Source organism: Kribbella sp. CA-253562, from assembly GCF_050942265.1.
Taxonomy (GTDB): Bacteria; Actinomycetota; Actinomycetes; order Propionibacteriales; family Kribbellaceae; genus Kribbella.
The window spans coordinates 2528156-2551877 of record NZ_CP192049.1; the positions used below are offsets into that span (position 1 = coordinate 2528156).

Consider the following 23722-nt stretch of genomic DNA (forward strand, 5'->3'; position numbering starts at 1 on the left):
GCCGTGACGAAATCGGGAGCCGCCGGGGCAGCGCATTCACCGAACATCGTATACCGTCGACAGTATGACAATGACGGCTGCGGTGGTCCTGGCCGGCGGTCGGTCCTCGCGGATGGGGACCCCGAAGGCGGGCCTGGAGTGGCACGGCTCGACCTTGCTCCGGCACGTTACCGGGGTTGCCGGCCGCGCGGTAGATGGTCCGGTCGTGGTCGTCCGGGCGCCGGGGCAGCCGCTGCCGGCGCTCGATCCGTCGGTGCTGGTTCTGGACGACCCCGAGGAGGGACGCGGGCCGCTGCAAGGCCTCGCGGTCGGCCTCGGCGCGCTGGCCGAGCATGCCGAGACGGCCTTCGTCTGCTCGACCGATCTGCCCTTTCTGCACGTGGCTTTCGTCCAGGCGGTGCTGCGGCGCTTCGGGCCGGAGGGACCGGAGATCGTCCTGCCGTTCGTGCACGGCTACCGACAGCCCATGACCGCCGGCTACCGCACCGGCCTCGCGCCGCGGATCACCAAACTGCTCGACGCCGGCCAGTTGCGTCCGGCGCACCTGTTCAAGGAGTCCGACGTCCGCCGGCTCGAAGAGGACGAGTTGCTCGCCGACCCCCAGCTCGCCAAGGCCGACCCGCAGTTGGAATCGGTCGTCAACGTCAACGAGCCGGACGAGTACCGCGCGGCGCGCGATCGGCCGGCCCCCGAGATCCTCGTCGAGCGCTTCGGCGTACTGGCGAACCGGGGCGGCGGCGGGCGCGGCGCCCGCCGGGTCCGGGCCGCGAACCTCGGCGCCGCCGCGGAGCAGGTCGGGCTCAGCTTCGACGGCCATGTGCTCGCGGCGATCAACGGTGACCAGATTCGCGGTGACGGTCTGGTGCCGCTGGTCGCCGGTGACACGGTCGCGTTCATCTCAGCGGATGCGGGCGGGTGATCCGGATGCCTCCAGGTGGCTACTTCGGCCAGGCGCTGGTGGTCGACGTCTCGGACGGTTCCACCAGCGTCGTACCGCTGCCGGACGACGTACTGCGGCAGTACCTCGGTGGCGCGGGGCTCGGCGTCTGGCTGCTGAGCGAACTCGGCGAAGCCGGTGTCGACCCGTTGGACCCGGCCGCGCCGCTCGCGTTCGTCTTCTCACCGCTGGTCGGTACGCCGTTGACCACCAGCGCCAAGTTCGCGGTGGTCGCCAAATCGCCGCTGACCGGACTGCTCACCGACGCGCTCGCGTCCAGCCACTTCGCGATCGCCGGCAAGTTCACCGGGTACGACGCGATCGTGCTGACCGGGCGATCGGAGTCGCCGTCGACCGTGTTCATCGACGAGTCGGGCGTGCAGGTGGTCGACGCGTCCGCGCAGTGGGGGATGTCGGCGGGAGACGCCGAGGAGTCCATTCGTGCGTCGTACGGGCGGAACTGGCGGGCGGCGAGCATCGGCCCGGCCGGTGAGGCGCTCGTGCGCTACGCGACGATCTCGCACGACGGCCGGCACGCCGGGCGTGGCGGACTGGGTGCCGTGATGGGCTCGAAGAACGTCAAGGCGCTGGCGGTCAAGGGCCGCAAGCGGGTCTCGCTGCACGACAAGGACCGGGTGCTCGCGGCGGCCAAGGACCTGCGTGGCCGGTCGTTCGGTCCGGCCACCGAGAAGTACCGTGAACTCGGCACGCTGGCCAACCTGCTGGCCTTCAACGCGATCAGTACGCTGCCGACCCGCAACTTCCAGGCGGCCACCTTCGACGGCGCGCCGATGCTGTCGGCCGAGGACCTCGCCTCGAAGCGGTCGGTGGCCAAGACCAGCTGCGCGTCCTGCACGATCGGCTGCGAGCACATCTACGCGACCAAGGGCGGCGGCAAGGTCCGGGTCGAGTACGAGAACATGTTCGCGCTCGGGCCGATGTGCGGCGTGTCCGACCCGGATCTGGTGCTGGCGGCAAGCTCTCGCTGCGACGAGCTCGGGCTGGACACGATCTCGGCCGGCGGCACGATCGCCTGGGCGATGGAGTGCGTCGACCGCGGCCTGCTCGACGTGCCCTGGTTGCGCTTCGGCGACGGCAACGCGTTGCTGCGAGCCCTCGACGAGATCAGCGCGCGCACAGGAGTCGGCGTCCTGCTGTCGGAGGGCACCCGCCGGGCGGCGGCCATCGTCGGCCAGGGATCGCTGGCGTTCGCGGCGCAGGTCAAGGGGCTGGAGATGCCCGGCTACGAGCCCCGCACGATGCAGGCGATGGCGCTCGGCCTGGCGGTCAACGCGCGCGGCGCCGATCACAACCGGTCCGGTGCCTACGAAGCCGACCTCAAGGGCGGCCTGGACCGGGCGCACGGCACCGACGAGCACGTGCGTGCGGCGATCGAGACCGAGGACCGGGCCGCGATCATGGACTCGCTGATCCTGTGCAAGTTCCTCCGCGGCGTTTTCGCCGAGCCGTTCGGCGAGTGGGCCGCGCTGCTGGCCGGCGTCACCGGCTGGGACGTGGACGGCGCCGAGCTGCGCGAGACCGCACGCCGGATCGTGCACGCCAAACGGGCCTACAACCTGCGCGAGGGCTGGACGCCGGCCGACGACTGGCTGCCGGACCGGTTCCTGGACACCTCGCTCGAACTGGCCTCCGGCCGGACCGCCACGCTGCCGGCCGAACGGTTGCGATCGATGATCGCCCGCTACTACGCCGAGCGTGGCCTGGACGCCGAAGGCCGCCCCACTGTTGTTTCCATCGCTACCGGAACGGAGCCGACACCATGACCATCACGCGCCCTGCAGCGCCGGAGGTCGAGCAGCGCACGGTCTCGCTCACCATCGACGGGCAGCCGCTGACCGTCGCCGAGGGCACCACCATCTGGACCGCGGCGAAGGACGCCGGGATCGACATCCCGGTGCTGTGCCACGACGAACGCTACGACCCCGTCGGCGTCTGCCGGATGTGCGTCGTCGACACCGGTGGCCGGGCCTACGCCGCGGCCTGCATCCGGCCGTGCGAACCGGGCATGGAGGTGGCGACCTCGACGCCGGAGGTGCAGCGCAGCCGCGAGGTGCTGGCCGAGCTGCTGCTGGTGGACCAGCCGCCGCGTGAGGAGGACCCGAAGCAGACCACCACCGCGGACAACGAACTGCTGGCGGTCGCGGACGACTTCTTCATCACCGAGATCGAGGACCTGTTCCCTGGCCCGTCCCGCGGTACCGACGCGTCCAACCCGGTGATCGAGGTCAACCACGACTCCTGCATTCTGTGCGACCGGTGCGTGCGCGCCTGCGACGACGTCCAGGGCAACGACGTGATCGGCCGCAGCGGCAAGGGCTACTCGACCCGGATCGCGTTCGACCTGAACGACCCGATGGGCCAGTCGTCCTGTGTCACCTGCGGCGAGTGTGTCTCGGCCTGCCCGACCGGTGCGCTGACCAACAAGGCGATCAACAACATCCCGATCCAGCCGCGCGAGACGCTGGAAGCCGTCGACACCGTCTGCCCGTACTGCGGGGTCGGCTGCGCGCTGACGTACTACGTCGACCGCGAACGCGGCGGGATCTCGTTCGCCGAGGGCCGCGACCAGCCGGGCAACCAGGGCCGGCTGTGCGTCAAGGGCCGGTACGGCTGGGACTACGCGTCGTCGCCGCAGCGCCTGACCAAGCCGCTGATCCGGATCGACGCGTCGTACCCGAAGGGACCGCTGTCGGCGGCGACGCAGGAGAACAGCACGCAGGACCTGGACGGGCCGGGGCGCAAGCGCGGAGCCGGCAAGGGCCGCAAGCCCGGCGGACTGGTCCCGTACGAGGAAGTGATGCCGCACTTCCGCGAGGCGACCTGGGAGGAGGCACTCGACCTCGTCGCCCGCAAGCTCGGCGGGATCTACGCCGAGAGCGGCTCCGACGGGATCGCCGGCTTCGGCTCGGCGAAGTGCTCCAACGAGGAGGCCTACCTGTTCCAGAAGCTGATCCGGACCGCGTTCCACAGCAACAACGTGGACCACTGCACCCGGCTGTGCCACGCCTCCAGCGTCGCCGCGCTGTTCGAGGGCGTCGGCTCCGGCGCGGTCTCCACGACGTACGGCGACATCGAGAACGCCGACGTCGCGATCATCACCGGCAGCAACGCGACCGCGAACCACCCGGTCGCCTCGTCGTTCTTCAAGCAGGCCCGGCGCAACGGCACCAAGATCATCTACATCGACCCCCGCGCCGGCACGGTTGCCGACCACGCCGACCTGTTCCTGCAGCTCAAGCCCGGCACGGACGTTGCCCTCTACAACGGGATCATGCACGAGGTGATCCGGCTCGGGCTGATCGACCGCGAGTTCCTGTCCAGCCGCACGTCGAACTACGACGAGCTGGCCCGGACCGTGGCGGAGTACCCGCCGGAGCTCGCGGCCCGGATCACCGGCGTCGACGTCGAGCTGATCCGCGAGGTCGCCCGGGTCTGGGGCGAGGCGAAGGCCGGCGTCATCTACTGGGGGATGGGCATCTCCCAGCACACCACCGGCACCGACAACGCCCGCTGCCTGATCGCGATGTGCTGCATCACCGGCAACGTCGGCCGGCCTGGTACCGGGCTGCACCCGCTGCGCGGGCAGAACAACGTGCAGGGCGCGTCCGACGCCGGACTGATCCCGATGTTCTACCCGAACTACCAGCGGGCCAACGAGGCCAAGACCCGGGTGCTGTTCGAGAACGCGTGGGGCACGGAGCTGAACCCGGAGAACGGGCTGACCGTGACCGAGGTGATCAAGTCGATTCTCGACGGCGGCGTGCGCGGCATGTACATGCTCGGCGAGAACCCGTTCCTGTCCGACCCGAACATCAACAAGGTGCGCAAGGCCCTGTCCCAGCTGGACTTCCTGGTCGTGCAGGACATCTTCCTGACCGAGACGGCCGAGTTCGCCGACGTGGTGCTGCCGGCTACGTCGTACCTGGAGAAGGACGGGACGTACACCAACACCGACCGCCGCGTGCAGCTCGGCCGCAAGGTGTTCGATCCGCCGGGTGAGGCGCGGGCCGACTGGGAGATCGTGCAGGACATCGCCCAGCGGCTCGGCCTGGACTGGAACTACTCGTCGCCGCGGGAGGTGTTCGAGGAGATGGTCCCGCTGATGCCCGACTACGCGAACCTGACCTACGACAACCTGGGCTCGGCCGGAAAGCTCTACCCGGTCGCGGATCCCGAGCACAGCGACGGCACGGTGGTGTTGTTCGACGAGCGCTTCAACACCGCCGACGAGCTGGCTCACCTGGTTCCCGCCGAATGGCTGCCGGCCAAGGAGCTGCCGAACGAGGAGTACCCGTTCGTGCTCAACACCGGCCGGTTGCTGCAGCACTGGCACACCGGGTCGATGACCCGGCGGTCGTTCGCGCTGGACACGATCGCGCCCCGGGCCGAGGTGTCGATCCACCCGGCCGACGCCGCCAAGCTTGGGCTGGTCGACGGCGAGTTCGCGCGGGTGTCGTCGCGGCGCGGCGAGATCGTGCTGAACGTCAAGATCTCGCACCGCGAGGCGCGCGGCAACGTGTTCATCCCGTTCCACTTCCGGGAGGCGGCGGCGAACCTGCTGACGATCGACGAGATCGACCCCACCGGCAAGATCCCGGAGTTCAAGTTCTGCGCCGTCGCGATCGCCCCGGCCGGCGACCGCGGCAGCGTCCGAGTCGGAGGTGCACCCCAGTGACGGTCACGGCGAACAAGGTCCCCGGTGTCGAGGCCCGGGCCGGCAAGTTCCGCGGTCCGAGCCTGATCCCGCTGCTGAACGCGATCCAGGCCCGCCGCGGCTGGCTGCCGCGTGAGGAACTGGAGGCGTTGTCGCGGCAGCAGAAGCGGCCGCTGTACGAGATCGAGGGACTGGTCTCGTTCTACCCGCACTTCCTCACCGCGCCGCCGAAGGACGTCACGGTCCGGGTCTGCCGCGACCTGGCCTGCTGGCTCAAGGGCGCCGAAGGCCCCGCCGCCGACCTCGAGGCCCGGTACGCCGACGCCGAGGACGTCGACGTTCTCGAGATTTCCTGTCCCGGTCGTTGCGACATGGCGCCGGCGGCAACGGTCAACGAGAAGCCGGTCCGGCTCGAGGACGTGCCGGCCGCGATCGAGCAGGCTGCCGGTGGACACCACGACCTCGGCGCGACCGTCGCCTACGTCCCTGAGGGCGGCTGGCCGAACGACCCGTACGCGTCGGGCGAGCACCACTACCGATCGTTGCGGGCGTTGCTGAGCGGGCAGGTCTCTCCTGAACAGGTGATCACCGCATTGCAGGACGCCGGCCTGCGCGGGATGGGCGGCGCGGGCTTCCCGACCGGCAAGAAGTGGGAGCTGGTCCGGGCCGCCGAGGGCGAGGTCAAGTACGCGATCTGCAACGCCGACGAGTCGGAGCCGGGCACGTTCAAGGACCGCCAGCTGCTCGCCGAGCAGCCGCACCTGGTGCTCGAAGGATTGCTGATGGGCATGGTCGTCACCGGCGCGGAGGAAGGCTGGGTCTTCATCCGGCACGAGTACGGCCCGGAGGAGGCGGTACTGCACACCGAGATCGGCCGGCTGCGCGAGCAGGGCCTGATCGGGCCGGACGTGCTCGGGACCGGCCGGCGCCTGATGCTCGACATCTTCACCTCGCCGGGCGGCTACATCCTCGGTGAGGAGACAGCGCTGATCGAGTGCATGGAGGGACATCGCGGCGAGCCCCGGAACAAGCCGCCCTTCCCCGGCAACTACGGCCTGTGGGGCAAGCCGACGCTGATGAACTCGGTCGAGACCTTCGCCGACGTCCCGGCGATCGTTGGCAAGGGCGCGGACTGGTGGAACGCGCAGGGCGTCAACGGCGCCACCGGGCTGAAGTTCTTCGCGGTCTCCGGCCATGTCGAGCGGCCCGGCGTCTACTGCGTGCCGATGGGGACGACGATCCGCGAGCTGATCGACGTCGCCGGTGGTGTCGCCGGGGGCGCGGAGCTGGAAGCCGTCCAGCCCGGTGGCGCGTCGTCGAACTTCCTCGGCCCCGAGCATCTCGACGTACCGCTGGACTTCGGCACGCTGGCCGAAGCTGGGTCGATGCTGGGCTCGGGCGCGATGGTGGTGATGGCTGCCGGCACCGACGCCCTGGCCGCCGCGACCAACGTGCTGCGGTTCTTCCGCAACGAGTCGTGCGGCAAGTGCGTACCCTGCCGGGTCGGCTCGACCAAGGCGCACGACCTGCTGACCGACACCTTGACGTCCGGCGGTGAGCTCGACGAGGCGCGCAAAGCCCGGCTGCTGGAGCTCGAGCTGGTGCTGCGCAAGTCGTCGATCTGTGGCCTCGGGCAAGTAGCGCTCGGACCCGTCGTCAGCGTGCTCGGTCGCCAGCGCGGCGGTACGACGGCCCGGCCGCAGCCGCGGGACTGAGGAGGCACCGTGCCCGGGAAGGAGTTCTTCCAGACCCAGTCGGTCGCGCAGGCCCTGGCGGGATTCCGCCCCCGGCGCCGGACCGGCACGGAGACCGTACGCCGTGAGGACGCGCTCGGCCGGGTCCCCGCCCGGCCGGTGCTGTCCGGGGCCGAGCTGCCCGGCTTCGCCCGCTCGACGGTCGACGGCTACGCGGTGCGTGCCGCCGACACGTACGGCGCGGGCGACGGGCTTCCGGCGTACCTGGAGGTGGTCGGGGCGTTGCGGATGGGCCGGGCCGCGGACGTCGAGGTGCGGTCCGGCGGTGCCGTGCAGATCCCGACCGGGGCCGCCGTACCGGCCAGTGCCGACGCGGTCGTGATGGTCGAGCACACCCAGGTCACCATGCCGGGCGTGATCGAGGTGACCCGGCCGGTCGCGGTCGGCGACGGTGTGGTGCGGGCTGACGAAGACGTTGCCATTGGCAAGCAGCTTGCGCCGGCGGGCCGGCCGCTGCGGGCGCAGGACCTCGGCTTGCTGGCGGCCGCCGGCGTGACGCAGTTGGAGGTCTGCCGACGCCCGCGGGTGGCGATCATCTCGACTGGTGACGAGGTGGTTCCACCGGATACCGCAGAGCTGAGTCCTGGGCAGGTTCGCGATGCGACTGCCTCGGCGCTGGCCGCGCTGGTGACGCAGGCCGGTGGCGAGCCCGCGTCGTACGGGATCGTGGCGGACGACGTGGACCTGCTGACCAAGACGCTCGCCGCGGCGGTCGCCGAGTGCGACCTGGTCGTCGTCTCGGCCGGTTCGTCGGTCGGTGCACGCGACGAGACCACAGCCGCGGTCGAGTCCCTCGGCGCGCCGGGGGTGTACTGCCACGGGCTCGCGATCAAGCCGGGCAAACCGACGTTGCTGGCCGAGTGCTCGGACGTACCGGTGATCGGCCTGCCGGGTAATCCGCTGTCGGCGCTCGTGGTGTTCCGGATGGTCGGCCTGCCGGTCCTGCGGCTGGTCGGCGGCATCACCTCGGCGCCGCCGGAGCCGTCCACGCTCGCGACGATGGCACGACCCGTCGCGTCGGCGGCGGGGCGTCTCGACGTCGTTCAGGTGTCCGTGTGCGACGGTGTCGCCACACCGCTGTTCGGGCACTCGGCCTTGCTGTCGTTGCTGACCAGCGCGGACGGTTACGTGGTGATCCCCGAGCCGGCGACCGGGCTGGACGCCGGGGCTCAGGTCACCGTGACGATGTACGGATAGGTGAGGACTCGTGCACAGCAGCCCCTTCATCAGTGATGTGCCCGTGGCGGACGCCTTGCAGGCCTGGTACGACGCCTGCGCCGCCGCGGGTTGTCCCGACCGCGTGGCCGCCGACCTCGTCCCGGTGTCGGAGGCGGCCGGACGCGTGACGGCCGAGCCGGTCTGGGCGACCCGGTCGTCCCCGGTCAGCGACGTGGCCGCGATGGACGGCATCGCCGTACGGGCTCAGGACACCCATGGCGCGGGTCCGACCAGCCCGCTGCTGCTCGGCCCCGCGTCGTATGTCGTGGTGGACACGGGCGATCCGATGCCGGACGGGTTCGACGCGGTCGTGATGCGGGAGCAGGTCCACTACGTCGACGGCGAGGCCGAGATCAGGTCCGCGGTGCCGCCGTACCAGCACGTGCGGTCGATCGGCGAGGACATCAGCGCGGGCGAACTGCTGCTACCCGAGGGACACCGGCTGCGACCGGTCGACCTGGCCGCCGCCGCGGCCGCCGGAGCCACCCGTCTGCTGGTACGCCGCCGCCCGCGGGTGGCCGTGATCCCGACCGGCGACGAGATCGTGCCGGTCGGCTCACCGGTCCGTCGGGGGGAGATCCTCGACACCAACTCGCTGATGCTGGTCGCGCAGGCTCAGGAGGCCGGATGCGAGGCGTGGGCGACCGAGATCCAGCCGGACGACGTCGACCGGATCGGTACGGCGCTGCGCGCGGCGGCGGAGTCCGCGGACCTGGTGATCGTGATCGCGGGCTCGAGCGCCGGCCGGGACGACTACACCGCGCGGATCGTCGGCGACCTGGGAACGTTGGCGGTGCACGGGGTCGCCGTACGGCCTGGTCATCCCGTCGTGCTCGGAGCTGTGGACGCGACGCCGGTGGTCGGCGTACCGGGATACCCGGTGTCGGCGGCGTTGACGTTCGACATCTTCGTCGCGCCGTTGCTCGCGGCGCTCGAAGGTGCTGCCGCCGCCCAGCGGCCCGAGGTCACCGCGAAGCTGGCCCGGAAGCTGCCGTCGGTGGTCGGAATGGACGACTGGGTGCGGGTCCGGCTCGGTTCCGTCGGTGGGCAGATCGTGGCGTCCCCGCTGCCGCGCGGGGCCGGTGTGCTCACGTCGCTGGTCCGGGCGGACGGATTGCTGCTGGTGCCGGCCGGTGTCGAGGGGCATCACGCCGGCGAGGCGGTCGGCGTCCGGCTGCTGCGGCGGCTGCCGGAGATCGAGCGCACGATCGTCGCGATCGGTTCTCACGACCTGGTCGTGGACGTCGCGGCGACGATGCTGCGGGGCGCCGACCCGACGCTGACCCTCGCGTCGTCGAACGTCGGCTCGCTCGGCGGTCTGGTCGCGCTGCGGGACGGGCTGTGTCACCTGGCCGGGTCGCATCTGTTGCATCCGGCAACGGGCGAGTACACGTTGCCCTACCTGGACGAGTTGATGCCCGGCCGGGAGTTGGCCGTCGTCCGGCTGGTTCACCGGGATCAAGGGCTGATCGTTGCGCCCGGCAACCCGCTCGGCATCACCGACCTGGCGGACCTGCCCGAGCACTCGTACGTCAACCGCCAGCGCGGCGCCGGCACCCGGATGCTGCTCGACCAGAAACTGCGCCGGCTGGAGATCGATCCGGCGACGGTGCGGGGTTACGCCCGCGAGGAGCCGACGCACCTGGCTGTCGCGGCCGCCGTCGCCGCGGGCCGGGCCGACTGCGGGCTCGGCATTCTCGCCGCGGCGCGGGCGTTCGGGCTGGACTTCGTGCCGGTGGCCGAGGAGCCGTACGACCTGGTCGTGGAAGCGTCGAGCCTCGACGACCCGCTGCTCGCGCCGTTGTGGGAGCTGCTGCAGTCGGCGGACTTCCACGGCGCGATCGCGAAGCTGGGCGGCTACAACACCACCGAGACAGGCAGGCGGTTGCGATGACGTTGAAGACCATGGCGATCTTGCTGGCCGCCGTACTGGTGGCCGGGTGCAACAACAGCGCGGCGGCGCCGAGCGGACCCTCAGGGTCGATGGTGCTGGCGACGACCACGAGCACCCAGGACTCGGGATTGCTCGACGTACTGCTGCCGGCCTTCGACGAGAGCAGCGACTGCTCGGTCAAGACGGTGGCGGTGGGATCCGGACAGGCGATGAAGATGGGTGAGAAGGGCGACGCCGACGTCCTGCTGGTGCACTCGCCCGCTGCCGAGGAGAAGTTCATGGCGGCCGGTCACGGCAGCAGCCGCGAACCAGTGATGCACAACGACTTCGTCGTCGTCGGACCGCCCGCGGACCCGGTCGGGCTGTCCGGCGCGGGCACCGCCGCGGCGGCTCTGAAGCGGATCGCCGATCGGCAGGCGCCGTTCGCGTCCCGCGCCGACGACTCCGGCACGAACGCCAAGGAGCTGGCACTGTGGAAGGCGGCCGGCGTACGTCCGGCCGGCCGGTGGTACGTCGCGACCGGCCAGGGGATGGGAGCCACGCTGACGATCGCCAACCAGAAGCAGGCCTACACCCTGGCGGACCGCGGCACCTTCCTGGCCACCAAGGGGCTGCAGCTGAAGGTGTTGTTCGAGGACTCCGCCGACCTGCGCAACGACTACCACGTCATCGTGGTCGACCACGAAGGCGTGAACACCGCCTGCGCGACGGCCTTCGCCGGCTGGGTCCGGGACCAGCGCGCGCAGGAGCTGATCGCGAAGTACGGCATCGAGAAGTACGGCGAGGCGTTGTTCTTCGCCGACGCGAAGCGATGACCGCCGAGCCGGTCTACGAGGTCCTGGCGCGCTCGGCGACGGTGTCGCTGACGGCCACCGTCATCGCCTCGCTGCTCGGGATCTCGCTCGGCACCGCCCTCGCCCTGGCCGGCCTGCCCGGCCGGCGGCTGCTCACCGCGGTCGTGAACACCGGGATGGCCGTGCCCACCGTGGTCGTCGGACTGATCGTCGCGTTGCTGCTGTGGCGCAGCGGACCACTCGGCGACCTGAACCTGATCTACACCGTGCGCGGCATGATCATCGCGCAGGTCGCGATCGCCACCCCACTCATCACCGGCATCACGATGGCCGCGCTACAACTCCTGCCACCCGAACTACCCGAGCAACTGCGCTCTCTCGGAGCGAACCGCCGGCAACTGGTGCTCCGGCTGTGGATCGAGGCACGGCTGCCGCTGCTGGCCGCGGCGATGGCCGGCTTCGGGCACGCCATCTCCGAGGTCGGCTCGGCAACGCTGGTCGGCGGCAACATCCACGGCCAGACCCAGGTGATGACGACCGCGATCGTCGAGAACGTCAGCCGCGGCGAGTTCGGCACCGCGATCGTGTACGGCGTGATCCTGCTGGTGCTCGCGTTCGTGGTGAACAGCCTGCTCGCTTCGATCCAGCAGCGGGGAGCCGTGTGGGCGCGGAACTGAGCCTGCGCGAAGTCCGGCACCGCCGCGGCGGGCGGGACGTGCTGTCGATCGACCGGCTCGACGTCACCGCGGGCGAACGCCTGGCGGTTCTCGGCCCGAACGGCGCGGGCAAAACGACGCTGCTGCGCCTGCTCGCCGCGGTCGAACCGCCCACGGCCGGGCGCATCACGGTCGACGACCTGGACACCGCGAGCGGGGGAGTGGAGCTGCTCAGGCGGACGGCGTACGTCACGCAGCGGGCCGGTCTCCTCAGTACCAGCGCGCTGCGCAACGTCGAGCTGCCGCTGCAGTGGCGCAAGGTGCCCCGCCGGCAGCGGAGGCACTTGGCGATGGAGGTGCTGGACCGGCTGCGCGTCGCGCACCTCGCCGACCGTCCCGCCCGGGCATTGTCCGGCGGCGAACAGCAGCGGGTCAGCCTGGCCCGTGCGCTCGCGCTGGATCCAGACGTTCTCCTGCTGGACGAACCCGCGGCGGGACTCGACGCCCAGTCCCGGACGGTCTTCTTCGCCGATCTCGACCGGGCGCTGGGCGACCGCGCGATCACCGTGGTCCAGGTGTCGCACCGAGCCGACGAGGCGCTGCACTTCGCGGACCGCGTCGTCGTGTTGCTCGACGGCCGGATCCACCAGCTCGGGACGCCGGACGAGCTGAACCGCCGGCCCGTCGACACCGACGTGGCGGCGCTGGTCGGCTACGAGAACCTGGTCGACGCCGAAGTCGGGCCGGACGGAACCGTTCTGGTGGGCGAGGCGCCGACCGGCCTGACCACCGACCGCCCGCCGGGCCCGGTCACTGTCGCCGCGTTCGCGAGTGGCGTCCGGCTGCTGCCCGCCGACTGGCCCGGCCTTCCCGTGCAGGTCACTCGGGTCAGTCCCGGGCCGGGGCACCGCATGGTCGCTGTCGCCGGAGTCGTGTCGTTGCTGGCGCATGTTCCGCTCGGTGGGAGCACCCTGCGCGCCGGCCTCGCCGTCCGCGCGACCTTCGATCCCGCGCTGAGCACCATCCTGCCGCGCCCCTGAATCCAGCAAGGGCTTTCCGAAATCGCTGGTAGGCAAGGCCTATCGAGCGATCGGAAATGTGACGTTGGTCATGCCTTGACCGCCTACAGGAGCCAGCCTACTGTATGCCGTATACCGAGCCCCTCCGAAAGGCGGGACCATGTTGACTGCTGTGCCCTCGTTCGCCGTGAACTGCTCGCTGTTGTTCACCGAACTGCCCTTGCTGCAAAGACCTGCGGCCGCCCGCTCGGCCGGCTTCGACGCGGTCGAGTTCTGGTGGCCCTTCGACTCGAGCCTTCCCGGCGACGCCGAGGTGACCGCGTTCGAGCAGGCGATCCTGGACGCCGGCGTCCAGCTGACCGGACTGAACTTCGCCGCCGGCGACATGCCCGGCGGCGACCGCGGACTGGTGTCGTGGCCGCAACGCTCGCTGGAGTTCCGCGACAACATCGCGGTCACGCTGGGAATCGGCGAACGTCTCGGCTGCCGTGCGTTCAACGCGCTGTACGGCAACCGGGTCGAAACATCCACCCCGGCGGCGCAGGACGAACTGGCCGCCGAGAACCTCGCCCTGGCCGCCACTGCGGCCGGTTCTTTCGGCGCGACCGTGCTGGTCGAACCGGTCAGCGGCGCCGAGCGCTACCCGCTGCTGACCGCGGCCGACGCAGTCGCGGTGATCGACCGGGTGGTCCGCGAGTCCGGTGTCACGAGCATCGGGTTGCTGGCCGACCTGTACCACCTGACCGTCAACGGGGACGACGTGAGCAAAGCGATCACGACGTACGCCGATCGGATCGCGCACGTGCAACTCGCCGACGCGCCCGGGCGCCACGAGCCCGGCGCCGGAACGATCCCGATCGCCCAGCACCTCGGCGAGCTCGCCGACGCCGGCTACGACGGCTGGATCGGGCTGGAGTACAAGCCCTCCGGCCCGACCACCGACAGCTTCGGCTGGCTGACCGACCTGGCCGCGCCGGACCGTTCCGGTTCTGACCGATAAGGAGCAGGTATGCCACGAATGACTGCCGCCCGTGCGGCGGTGGAGATCCTTCGCCGCGAAGGTGTCTCGCACCTGTTCGGACTTCCCGGCGCCGCCATCAACCCGTTCTACGCGGCGGTGCGCGCGCAGGGCGAACTGAAGCACGTGCTGGCCCGGCACGTCGAGGGCGCCTCGCACATGGCCGAGGGTTACACCCGCGCGGCCGCGGGCAACATCGGCGTTTGTGTCGGGACCTCGGGCCCGGCCGGAACCGACATGATCACCGGCCTGTACGCGGCCTCGGCCGACTCGATCCCGATCCTGTGCATCACCGGTCAGGCGCCGGTGGCCAAGCTGCACAAGGAGGACTTCCAGGCGATCGACGTCCCGGCGATCGCCGGACCGGTGACCAAGCTCGCGGTCACCGTGATGGAGGCCGCCCAGGTCCCGGGCACCTTCCAGAAGGCGTTCCAGGTGATGCGCAGCGGGCGTCCCGGCCCGGTGCTGATCGACCTGCCGCTGGACGTGCAGCTGACCGAGATCGACTTCGATCCCGAGCTGTACGTGCCGCTGCCGATCGCGACGCCGCGGGCCAGCGTCGCGCAGGCGGAGAAGGTGCTCGACCTGCTGGCGGCGGCCGAGCATCCGCTGATCGTCGCCGGTGGCGGCGTCGTGAACGCCGACGCGGCGGACCTCCTGGTCGAGTTCGCCGAACTGAACGGCGTCCCGGTGGTGCCGACCCTGATGGGCTGGGGCACGATCCCGGACGACCACCGGTTGATGGCAGGCATGGTCGGCCTGCAGACCTCGCACCGGTACGGCAACCAGACGCTGCTGGCCTCCGACCTGGTGATCGGGATCGGCAACCGCTGGGCGAACCGGCACACCGGCGGCCTGGACGTCTACCGCGGTGAACGCAAGTTCGTGCACATCGACGTCGAGCCGACTCAGATCGGGCGGGTCTTCGCACCCGATCTCGGCATCGTGTCCGACGCCAGGGCGGCGCTGGAAACGCTGATCCACGTCACCCGCACCCGGATGACCGAGGGGCCGTTGCCGGACCGGTCCGAGTGGGCCGCGCAGTGCCGTGAACGCAAGCGCACGCTGCAACGGCGTACCGACTTCGACGCGGTGCCGGTCAAGCCGCAGCGGGTCTACCAGGAGATGAACAATGCCTTCGGACCCGACGTCCGGTACGTCTCCACGATCGGGCTGTCGCAGATCCAGGCCGCCCAGATGCTGCACGTCTACCGGCCCCGGCACTGGATCAACGCCGGCCAGGCCGGACCGCTGGGCTGGACCGGCCCGGCCGCGCTCGGCGTCGCGGTCGCCGATCCGGACGCGACGGTCGTGGCGCTGTCGGGCGACTACGACTTCCAGTTCCTGATCGAGGAGCTCGCGGTCGGCGCGCAGTTCAAGATCCCCTACATCCACGTGGTGGTGAACAACGCTTATCTCGGGCTGATCCGGCAGGCCCAGCGAGGGCTGGACATGGACTTCTGCGTCCAGCTGTCGTTCGACAACATCAACACCCCCGAGCTCGGCGGGTACGGCGTCGACCACGTCAAGGTGGCCGAAGGCCTGGGCTGCAAGGCGCTGCGGGTGTTCGAGCCCGACGGCATCCTGCCCGCCCTGGAAGAGGCCAAGAAGCTGATGGTCGAGTTCGAGGTGCCGATCGTGGTCGAGGTGATCCTGGAACGGGTCACGAACGTTGCCATGGGCACCGAGATCGACAACGTGGTCGAGTTCGACGAGCTGGACGGCGTCGTGAACCCGATCCCCACCGCCTCCGGGCTACGGGACTGAGGAGGTCTGATGAGAGTCGCAGTTCTCGGCGCCGGAGCGATCGGTGCGTACGTCGGTGCCGCCCTGCACCGGGGTGGCACGGAGGTCCACCTGGTGGCGCGCGGCGCCCACCTCGACGCGATCCGCCAGAACGGGGTCCAGGTCTACAGCCCACGCGGCGACTGGCTGGCCAGAACGCCGGCCACCGACGACCCGCGCGAGATCGGCCCGGTCGACTTCGTCTTCCTCGGGCTGAAAGCGAACTCGTACGCGACCTGCGGCCCGCTGCTCGAGCCGTTGCTGCACGAGAACACCGCGGTGATCGCGGCCCAGAACGGCATCCCGTGGTGGTACTTCCACGGGCTGCCCGGACCGTACGAGGGACACCGGATCGAGTCGGTCGACCCGGACGGCGCGGTGACCCGGGTGATTCCGCTCGAACGGGCGATCGGCTGCGTCGTGTACTGCTCGACGGAGCTGGAAGGGCCGGGCGTCGTCCGGCATCTGGAAGGGACGCGGTTCTCGATCGGGGAGCCGGTCGGCGGGCAGAGCGAGCGCTGCCGGCAGTTCAGCGAGGCGATGATCGCCGGCGGGCTGAAGTGCCCGGTCGAGGACGACGTCCGCAACGACATCTGGATCAAGCTGCTCGGCAACGCGGCGTTCAACCCGATCAGCGCGCTGGCCCGGGCCACGATGGTCGAGATCGCCACCCACCAGGGCACCCGCGCGATGGTCCGGCTGATGATGGAGGAGACGCTGGAGATCGCGCGCGCGGTCGGCTCGGATCCCGACATCTCGGTGGACAAGCGGATCGACGGTGCCGAACGCGTTGGCGAGCACAAGACGTCCATGCTGCAGGACCTGGAGAAGGACAAACCGCTCGAACTCGACGTGATCCTCGCGGCGGTGGTCGAGCTGGCCGACCTGACTGGCACGAAGGCGCCGACGCTGCGCGCCGTGCACGCGGTCGCGGATTTGCTGTCCAGCAAGGTCGGCGCGTCGACCGGAAAGGTCGCTCACGCGCCGACGTCGGGCCGGGCCCCCGGCTCGGTGGCCCCGGCCGCTGTGGCTCCACCGGCAACAGCCGCCACCCCTTGACCAGGAGGGTCCGGAGACGAGCCCTGCCGACAGCCCTCCGGATCCCCCTGTTCCACCCGCTGCGCCCCGAAGGACACCGCGAGGTCCTTCGGGGCGCAGTGCCGTGCCGCCGCTGCTGCTCCTGCCCCTGTCGCCGCTGGCGCGGCCCGAGGTTCCCGCGGCGCCGATCGCGGGATATCATCGCCGGATGACGATGAAAGAGCTGGTCATCGATGAGTCGGCCGGGCTGGCCGTGGCGGCGTGTCTGTTCCACGGGTTCAGCGACGCCTCGCGGCTGGCGATCGTGCGGCACCTGGCGCTGGGACCGCATCGGGTGGTCGACCTGACCGAGCACCTGGGGCTGGCGCAGTCGACGGTGTCCAAGCATCTCGCGTGTCTGCGCGACTGTGGACTTGTCGACTCACGGCCGCAGGGGCGGGCCTCGGTGTTCACCCTGTCGCACCCGGAGGCGACGCTCGAGCTGCTGTCGGCGGCCGAACGGCTGCTGGGACTCACCGGCGACGCGGTCGCGCTCTGCCCGGTGTACGGCGTGGAGGCCAACTCGTGAGCGAGCCCCTGCAGCTCAGCCCGTTGAGCACCTGGACTGCCGACCCGGAGCAGCGTCGCCGCCTCGGTCGTCGCGCGCAACTGCTGGCCGCGGCCTCGGTCAGCTACAACGTCGTCGAAGCGATCATCGCGATCGGCGCCGGGATCGTCGCGGGTTCGGTCGCGCTGGTCGGCTTCGGGCTGGACTCGGTGGTCGAGGTCTCCAGCGGGCTGATCATCCTGTGGCAGTTCCGCCATCGCCTGCCCGAGACCCGCGAGCGCCAGGCGCTGCGGCTGCTCGCGTTCTCGTTCTTCGCCCTCGCCGCGTACGTCGGCTTCGAGTCCGTCCGGGCACTGATCACCGGCGCGAGCCCCGACGCCTCACCGGTCGGCATCGGCCTGGCGATCGCGTCGCTGATCGTGATGCCGTTCCTGTCCTGGGCGCAGCGGCGGACCGGGAAGGCGCTCGGCTCCAACGCGGTCGTTGCCGACAGCACCCAAACGCTGCTGTGCACGTACCTGTCCGCCGTACTGCTGGTCGGGCTGGTGCTCAACGCCACGCTCGGCTGGAGTTGGGCCGACCCGATCGCCGGGCTGGTCATCGCCGGCGTGGCGGTTCGCGAAGGGCTGGAAGCGTGGCAGGGCAAGGGGTGCTGCGCGCCCGTGGCCGGAGCAGCGGAAGCCGCCGGCTGCTCCTGCGCGGAGGGCAAGTGCACCGACGGCTGCTGCTAGGGCGGGTCCGAAGGACCGCCGGCGGGGGAGCTGGCCACCCCCACCGGCGGCCCGTGTCAGGTGTTCCGTCCTGACAGTTCCTCGACCACCTTCAGCAAAGCCGAGTGGTCGAGAGATCCGTGACCCATGGCGCGGGCCGCGGAAACCAGTTGGGCGACCAGTCCGGTCACCGGGAGCGCGACACCGGCCGCGCGGGCGGCGGACAGCGCGATGCCCATGTCCTTGTGGTGCAGGTCGATCCGGAAGCCGGGCGCGAACTCCCGGCCCAGCATCGTCGCGGCCTTGAGGTCCAGGATGCGGTTGCCGGCCAGGCCTCCGGCGAGCACCTCCAGACCGCGCTCGCCGTCGACGCCGGACGCCTCCAGCAGCACGATCGCCTCGCTGACCAGCGAGATGATGCCGGCCACCATCAGCTGGTTGGCGGCCTTCACGGTCTGACCGGCGCCGTGACCACCGACGTGCACGATCGTCCGGCCGAGATCCTCGAGCAGTGGCTTCGCCTCGGCGAACACCTCTTCGTCCCCGCCGACCATGATCGACAGCGACGCCTTGATCGCGCCCTGCTCACCACCACTCACCGGCGCGTCCAGCACCCGTACGCCGAGCTCCGCGCCGGCCTTCGCGACCTCCAGCGAGGTCTCCGGCGCGATCGACGACATGTCGATCAGCAGCAACCCGGCCTGGGCGGACTCCAGTACGCCGCCCGGCCCGAGCACCACCTCGGCGACCTGCGGGGAGTCCGGCAGCATGGTGATCACCACCTCCGCACCGGCGACTGCCTCGGCGATCGTCGGCGCGGGCTTGCCGCCGGCCTGGAGCAGCTTGTCGACCGAGGCCGGCACCACGTCGTACCCGGTGACGTCGTGCCCGGCCCGGACCAGGTTGGCCGCCATGTGCGAGCCCATGATGCCCAGCCCGATGAATCCGATCTTCCGTGTCATCGCAAGTCCCTTCTCAGACCGGGTCGAGGATCTGCTCGAGCGCGGCGCGCATCAGCTGCGCGGTCTCGGACGGCGTCTTGCCGACCTTCACCCCGACGGCTTCCAGCGCCTCCTGCTTGGCGGCCGCCGTACCGGACGAGCCGGACACGATCGCGCCGGCGTGGCCCATCGTCTTGCCCTCCGGGGCGGTGAAGCCGGCCACGTAACCGACCACCGGCTTGGTGACGTACTCGGCGATGAACGCCGCGGCCCGCTCCTCGGCGTCGCCGCCGATCTCGCCGATCATCACGATCGCCTCGGTGTCCGGGTCGTCCTGGAAGGCCCGCAGCGCGTCGATGTGGGTGGTGCCGATGATCGGGTCGCCGCCGATGCCGATCGCGGTGGTGAAGCCGTACTCGCTCAGCTCGTACATCATCTGGTAGGTCAGCGTGCCGGACTTCGACACCAGGCCGATCCGTCCGGGCCCGGCGATGTCGGCCGGGATGATGCCGGCGTTGGCGCGGCCGGGGCTGATCAGGCCGGGGGAGTTCGGGCCGATGATCCGGGTGCCGGCGGCCTCGGCGTGCGCGAAGAACGCGGCGGTGTCGTGCACCGGTACGCCTTCGGTGATCACGACGACCAGCCCCAGGCCGGCGTCGATCGCCTCGATCACCGCGCCCTTGACGAAGCGCGGCGGCACGAACACCACCGACACGTCCGCGCCGGTCGCCTTCACCGCCTCGGCGCAGGACCCGTGCACCGGGATCGACCGCTTGGCGAAGTCGACCGACTGGCCGCCCTTGCCCGGTGTCACGCCGCCGACGATGTTGGTGCCCGCGGCAAGCATCCGGGAGGTGTGCTTCTGTCCCTCGGCGCCGGTCATGCCCTGCACGATGACCTTGCTGTTCTCGGTCAGGAAGATCGCCATCTGTCCAGCTCCTCTCAGGCCTGGGCGGCCAGTTCGGCGGCGCGGTCCGCGGCACCGTCCATGGTGTCGACCACCGTGACCAGCGGGTGGTTCGCCTTGGCGAGGATCTTGCGGCCCTCGTCCACGTTGTTGCCGTCCAGCCGGACGACGAGCGGCTTGTTCGCCGCGGGCCCGAGCAGCTCGAGCGCCTGCACGATGCCGTTGGAGACCGCGTCGCAGGCGGTGATGCCGCCGAACACGTTCACGAACACGCTTTTGACCTGCGCGTCGCCGAGAATGATCCCGAGCCCGTTGGCCATCACCTCGGCGCTCGCGCCGCCGCCGATGTCCAGGAAGTTCGCGGGCTTCACACCGCCGTGCGCCTCACCGGCGTACGCGACCACGTCGAGCGTCGACATCACCAGTCCGGCGCCGTTGCCGATGATGCCGACCTCGCCGTCGAGCTTGACGTAGTTCAGGCCCTTGGCCTGCGCGGCCGCCTCGAGCGGGTCGGCCGCGGCCTTGTCCTCGAACGCCGCGTGGTCCGGGTGCCGGTACGCCGCGTTCTCGTCCAGCGTGACCTTGCCGTCCAGTGCCTCCAGCCGCCCGTCGCCGAGCTTGACCAGCGGGTTGACCTCGACCAGCGAGGCGTCCTCGGCGATGAACACCGTCCAGAGGCTCTTCACCACCTCGGTGGCCTCGGGCGGGAAGCCGGCCGCGGCGACGATCTCGGCGGCCTTCGCGTCGTCGACGCCGACCGCGGGATCGATCGAGATCGTGGCGATCGCCTCGGGATTGGTGTGCGCGACCTCCTCGATCTCGACGCCGCCCTCGGTGCTCGCGATGCACAGGTAGTCCCGGTTGGCCCGGTCGACCAGGAACGAGAAGTAGTACTCCTCGGCGATGTCGGCCGCCGGCGCGAGCAGGACCCGCCGCACGGTGTGGCCCTTGATGTCCATCCCGAGGATCTCCCGGGCCCGCTCGGTCGCTTCCGCCGGGTCGGCGGCCAGCTTGACGCCACCGGCCTTGCCACGGCCGCCGGCCTTCACCTGGGCCTTGACCACGACCCGGCCGCCGAGGGCCTCGGCCGCCCCGGCCGCGTCCGCGGCGTCCTCGACCACCCGGCCGAGGGTGACCGGCACGGCGTGCCGGGCGAAGAGTTCTTTGGCTTGGTACTCCATCAGGTCCACGGGGGCAGTCCTCTCCTCACGCACGCAGCTGACTCGTGTGCCGACTGTATGCTGTATGCAGATTCGTGCACAAGGGCTGCGAGGTCTGGACAAGCAGTGGCGGAGAGGGGTACCACAGTTCCATACGGTATGCAGTAGTCAGGAGGCGATCATGAATGACGCGACCACCAGTACGCCTCCCCGGGACGTTCGGGACGTGTACGGCCGCCGGTACCGCATCGGCGAGGACCCCAGGGAACTGACCGGGCACTCGCGCCGGTGGCAGTTGTGGGCCGCCTGGGCCTGCATGGCGGCGATCAGCCCGCTGCAGTACTCCTTCGGTTCCGCCGCGCTCGGTCTCGAGTCGGGCCGGGCCTGGGGCACGGTCCAGACGATGTGGCTGCTCGCCGTCTTCGTCGCCTTCCAGGCGCTCGCCGCCGTACCGGCCGCCTGGCTGCAGCGGGTCCGCCGGGTGACACCGACCCAGCTCGTCGTTCTCGGCGGGTTCCTCGCCGCCGTCGGCCTGGTGACGCTGGCCCACTCCAGCAGCTACACCGGCGCGATGCTCGGGTACGCCGTCGTCGGCGGCATCGGAGCCGGGCTGGTCTACTCCGCGTGCATCACCACGGCCGCCCGCTGGTTCCCTGATCGGCGGACCTCGACGATCGGCTTCGTCACCGGCGGGTTCGCCGTCGGTGCGGTGCCCAGCATCGCGTTGCTGACCATCTTCGACACCACCGGCGGCCAGCGGTACGTCTTCGACCTGACCGCGCTGGTCGCGCTGCTGATCGTGATGACCGCCGGTGGCCTGCTCAAGGACCCGCCGCGGCACTGGTGGCCGGCCGACATCGACGCCCAGGCGTGGGCGGTCGACCGCCGGCTGAACCGGAGCATCCCGAACAACCTGCCCGCCGTGCGCTACTACCGCCCGGCCGAGGCGATGAAAACCGGGGCGCTCCCGCTGATGTGGCTGACGCTGGCCATCAGTACGGCGCTGTCGCTGTTCGGTATCGCATTCGTCGTCAGCTACGCCACCGAAGCGCGACTCGGTGTCGCTGTCGCTGGGCTCGCCGCCGGAATGCTTGCCGCAGTCAACGGTCTGGGCCGGTCGTTCGCCGGTACGCTGTCGGACCGCTTCGGCCGCCGCCGGGTGCTCGCCGCCGTACTGATGGTCGAGGGCTTCACCCACGTCGGTCTGGTGCTGGCAGGGGAGGCTGGGGCGGGAGCGGCGTTCGTCCTGTGCGCGATGTTCGCCGGCCTCGGTGGCGGTGCGTTCTACGCGATCATGGCGAACCTGGTGCTGGAGTTCTTCGGCGAGAACAGCCTGTTGCAGAACCAGTCGATCCTGTACAGCGCGAAGGCCGTCGGTGGCCTGGTCGGTGTCGGTGTCGCCGCGGGCCTGGTGGCCACGGTCGGTTATCGCCCGGTGTTCCTCGCTGCCGGCCTGCTCGGGCTGCTCACCGCGCTCATCGTCCGCTTCCTGAAGCAACCGGGCCGACCGGCGCTTTCGGTGACTTCCCAGCTGGGCACCCCGGTCGCCGGTGCGGTCCGGCCGGGCGAGTGAGCCGGACCGAAGCCGGTCCCCGGATCGGCGCGGAGTACGCCTGGGTGCGGCGGCCTGAGCCGTGCGTACTGGAACTCGTCTCGAAGCTCGCCAGAGAACCCTGGACAGACCGGCCGACTTGCGTGCATCCGGTCCTGGCGGCGGTCGCCCGCGTGGTCCACGACCACTGCAGCGCGGGCGGCCGCCGCAATTTGTTGCCCTTGGCCCCTTTGTTTCTGGACACCGCGCGGCCGGGTTTCGAGCTGTCCGCCCGGCTGGTGGCGCTCTGCGTCTCGACCGCGCTCGCGGCGCCGGGGGAGCGGGCCAGAGACGAACACACTCGGCTGCTCAACGCGCAGGAGACCGCTGCCTACCTGCTCACCGACCGGTCGGGAGCTCCGCCGGGAGGGCCGTCGCGCTGGTGGTTGCCCACGCTGGACCGGCTGAAGCTCAGTGAGCCGTTCTACCGCACTGTCGTCGCGACCGAACACGCCGCGGAAGCGGTCGTGGTCGCCGCCCGGGGCGGCGACCACGACGTACGGCTCAAGCGCTTGTTACGCCAGTGCTTGGCTCTCGCGTCCTGATTGCCTCACGGGGCCCGGCGGCCCGGTGCTCCGAGACCTTCGTGGTCGACGTCGCCGGCGCCCCACAGGCCGTGATCGCGGTCGTCGTCGGGAATCACCACCAGCTCCTGGCGGCGCGGCGCGCGGACCTGCTGCTCGAGCCGGCGCAGGTCGGCCGTGCAGCGGGCGACGTCGTCCATCAGGCGCAGGACGTCGAGATGCGGACCGAGCCGGCCGCGCAGTCCGGCCACGGCCTGGTCGAGCGCGTGCAGCGCCTGCCGGGTCCGGTCGAGTTCGTCGTGAATGCTCATCGCAGCTCCCCTGATCGCGGTCGTGCACCAAGCGGTAGTGACAAGCATACGGGATACTGCATACAGTCGTCGCTACAAGTTTCTGCTGGGCGCCGAACCCTGGACAACGGGTTCAGCGGTGCGATATGACTACGACTACACCATACGGTATGCAATCTACCGACCCATAGCTCGAAGCACAGGCAGTGCGGCCCGATCCCAGCCGGGCAGAGACCGGACCCTTCCACGAGGAGATGACTGCAC

20 protein-coding genes are annotated in these 23722 nt (G+C 70.6%); 16 read left to right on the plus strand and 4 right to left on the minus strand.

Annotation, left to right across the window (positions count from 1 at the left end; translation table 11 throughout):
- Positions 1 to 64: 64 nt before the first annotated feature.
- From ACQPXM_RS12150 to ACQPXM_RS12215, 14 genes are all read left to right on the plus strand, one after another.
- Positions 65 to 919 carry an NTP transferase domain-containing protein gene (locus ACQPXM_RS12150; RefSeq protein ID WP_432947874.1) on the plus strand — a complete coding sequence of 285 codons (855 nt, stop codon included), beginning with the start codon at positions 65 to 67 and terminating at the stop codon, positions 917 to 919.
- A 5-nt stretch (positions 920 to 924) separates the two neighbouring features.
- Positions 925 to 2721 carry an aldehyde ferredoxin oxidoreductase family protein gene (locus tag ACQPXM_RS12155; protein ID WP_432947876.1) on the plus strand — a complete coding sequence of 599 codons (1797 nt, stop codon included), beginning with the start codon at positions 925 to 927 and terminating at the stop codon, positions 2719 to 2721.
- Entirely contained in the window at positions 2718 to 5633 is a 2916-nt protein-coding gene (gene fdhF / locus ACQPXM_RS12160; RefSeq protein ID WP_432947878.1) for a formate dehydrogenase subunit alpha, read from the plus strand. Before ACQPXM_RS12155 ends, fdhF begins: the two co-directional genes overlap by 4 nt.
- A complete protein-coding gene (locus ACQPXM_RS12165; protein WP_432947880.1) occupies positions 5630 to 7327 on the plus strand; it encodes an NAD(P)H-dependent oxidoreductase subunit E in 1698 nt (565 codons plus the stop codon). The genes fdhF and ACQPXM_RS12165 overlap by 4 nt, the downstream gene beginning before the upstream one ends.
- Before the next feature lie 9 nt (positions 7328 to 7336).
- On the plus strand, positions 7337 to 8563 hold the full coding sequence (locus tag ACQPXM_RS12170) for a molybdopterin molybdotransferase MoeA (RefSeq protein ID WP_432947882.1): 1227 nt from the start codon (positions 7337 to 7339) through the stop codon (positions 8561 to 8563).
- A gap of 10 nt (positions 8564 to 8573) precedes the next feature.
- On the plus strand, positions 8574 to 10478 hold the full coding sequence (locus ACQPXM_RS12175) for a molybdopterin biosynthesis protein (RefSeq protein ID WP_432947884.1): 1905 nt from the start codon (positions 8574 to 8576) through the stop codon (positions 10476 to 10478).
- Positions 10475 to 11293, plus strand: a complete 819-nt coding sequence (locus tag ACQPXM_RS12180; RefSeq protein WP_432947886.1) for a substrate-binding domain-containing protein — start codon at positions 10475 to 10477, stop codon at positions 11291 to 11293. Before ACQPXM_RS12175 ends, ACQPXM_RS12180 begins: the two co-directional genes overlap by 4 nt.
- Positions 11290 to 11949, plus strand: coding sequence for an ABC transporter permease (locus ACQPXM_RS12185; RefSeq protein WP_077013772.1), 660 nt, complete (start codon positions 11290 to 11292; stop codon positions 11947 to 11949). Before ACQPXM_RS12180 ends, ACQPXM_RS12185 begins: the two co-directional genes overlap by 4 nt.
- Positions 11934 to 12968 (plus strand): ABC transporter ATP-binding protein, encoded by a 1035-nt coding sequence (locus tag ACQPXM_RS12190; protein WP_432947888.1) that lies wholly within the window; start codon positions 11934 to 11936, stop codon positions 12966 to 12968. The genes ACQPXM_RS12185 and ACQPXM_RS12190 overlap by 16 nt, the downstream gene beginning before the upstream one ends.
- Positions 12969 to 13107: 139 nt before the next feature.
- Entirely contained in the window at positions 13108 to 13947 is an 840-nt protein-coding gene (locus tag ACQPXM_RS12195; RefSeq protein ID WP_432947890.1) for a hydroxypyruvate isomerase family protein, read from the plus strand.
- A gap of 9 nt (positions 13948 to 13956) precedes the next feature.
- Positions 13957 to 15732 carry a glyoxylate carboligase gene (gcl, locus tag ACQPXM_RS12200; RefSeq protein WP_432947892.1) on the plus strand — a complete coding sequence of 592 codons (1776 nt, stop codon included), beginning with the start codon at positions 13957 to 13959 and terminating at the stop codon, positions 15730 to 15732.
- A 9-nt stretch (positions 15733 to 15741) separates the two neighbouring features.
- A complete protein-coding gene (locus ACQPXM_RS12205; protein ID WP_432947894.1) occupies positions 15742 to 16809 on the plus strand; it encodes a 2-dehydropantoate 2-reductase in 1068 nt (355 codons plus the stop codon).
- A gap of 187 nt (positions 16810 to 16996) precedes the next feature.
- The gene (locus ACQPXM_RS12210) at positions 16997 to 17356 is read left to right on the plus strand and encodes an ArsR/SmtB family transcription factor (RefSeq protein WP_432947896.1); all 360 of its coding nucleotides are present in this window, start codon (positions 16997 to 16999) and stop codon (positions 17354 to 17356) included.
- Positions 17353 to 18066, plus strand: coding sequence for a cation diffusion facilitator family transporter (locus ACQPXM_RS12215; RefSeq protein WP_432947898.1), 714 nt, complete (start codon positions 17353 to 17355; stop codon positions 18064 to 18066). Before ACQPXM_RS12210 ends, ACQPXM_RS12215 begins: the two co-directional genes overlap by 4 nt.
- Before the next feature lie 56 nt (positions 18067 to 18122).
- Here the strand turns inward: ACQPXM_RS12215 and ACQPXM_RS12220 are convergent, their stop codons facing one another.
- The 3 genes from ACQPXM_RS12220 to sucC are packed head-to-tail and all read right to left on the minus strand — an operon-like array spanning position 18123 to position 21083.
- Entirely contained in the window at positions 18123 to 19007 is an 885-nt protein-coding gene (locus ACQPXM_RS12220; RefSeq protein ID WP_432947900.1) for a 2-hydroxy-3-oxopropionate reductase, read from the minus strand.
- A gap of 13 nt (positions 19008 to 19020) precedes the next feature.
- Positions 19021 to 19914, minus strand: coding sequence for a succinate--CoA ligase subunit alpha (gene sucD, locus ACQPXM_RS12225; RefSeq protein ID WP_432947902.1), 894 nt, complete (start codon positions 19912 to 19914; stop codon positions 19021 to 19023).
- A gap of 14 nt (positions 19915 to 19928) precedes the next feature.
- A complete protein-coding gene (gene sucC / locus ACQPXM_RS12230; protein WP_432947904.1) occupies positions 19929 to 21083 on the minus strand; it encodes an ADP-forming succinate--CoA ligase subunit beta in 1155 nt (384 codons plus the stop codon).
- Positions 21084 to 21234: 151 nt separating this feature from the next.
- Here sucC and ACQPXM_RS12235 point away from each other — a divergent pair, with 151 nt between their 5' ends.
- Entirely contained in the window at positions 21235 to 22626 is a 1392-nt protein-coding gene (locus ACQPXM_RS12235) for an MFS transporter (RefSeq protein ID WP_432947906.1), read from the plus strand.
- Entirely contained in the window at positions 22623 to 23189 is a 567-nt protein-coding gene (locus tag ACQPXM_RS12240) for a hypothetical protein (RefSeq protein ID WP_432947908.1), read from the plus strand. The genes ACQPXM_RS12235 and ACQPXM_RS12240 overlap by 4 nt, the downstream gene beginning before the upstream one ends.
- Positions 23190 to 23194: 5 nt before the next feature.
- Here ACQPXM_RS12240 and ACQPXM_RS12245 read toward each other — a convergent pair whose 3' ends face one another.
- Positions 23195 to 23479 carry a hypothetical protein gene (locus ACQPXM_RS12245; protein WP_432947910.1) on the minus strand — a complete coding sequence of 95 codons (285 nt, stop codon included), beginning with the start codon at positions 23477 to 23479 and terminating at the stop codon, positions 23195 to 23197.
- Positions 23480 to 23722 lie beyond the last annotated feature (243 nt).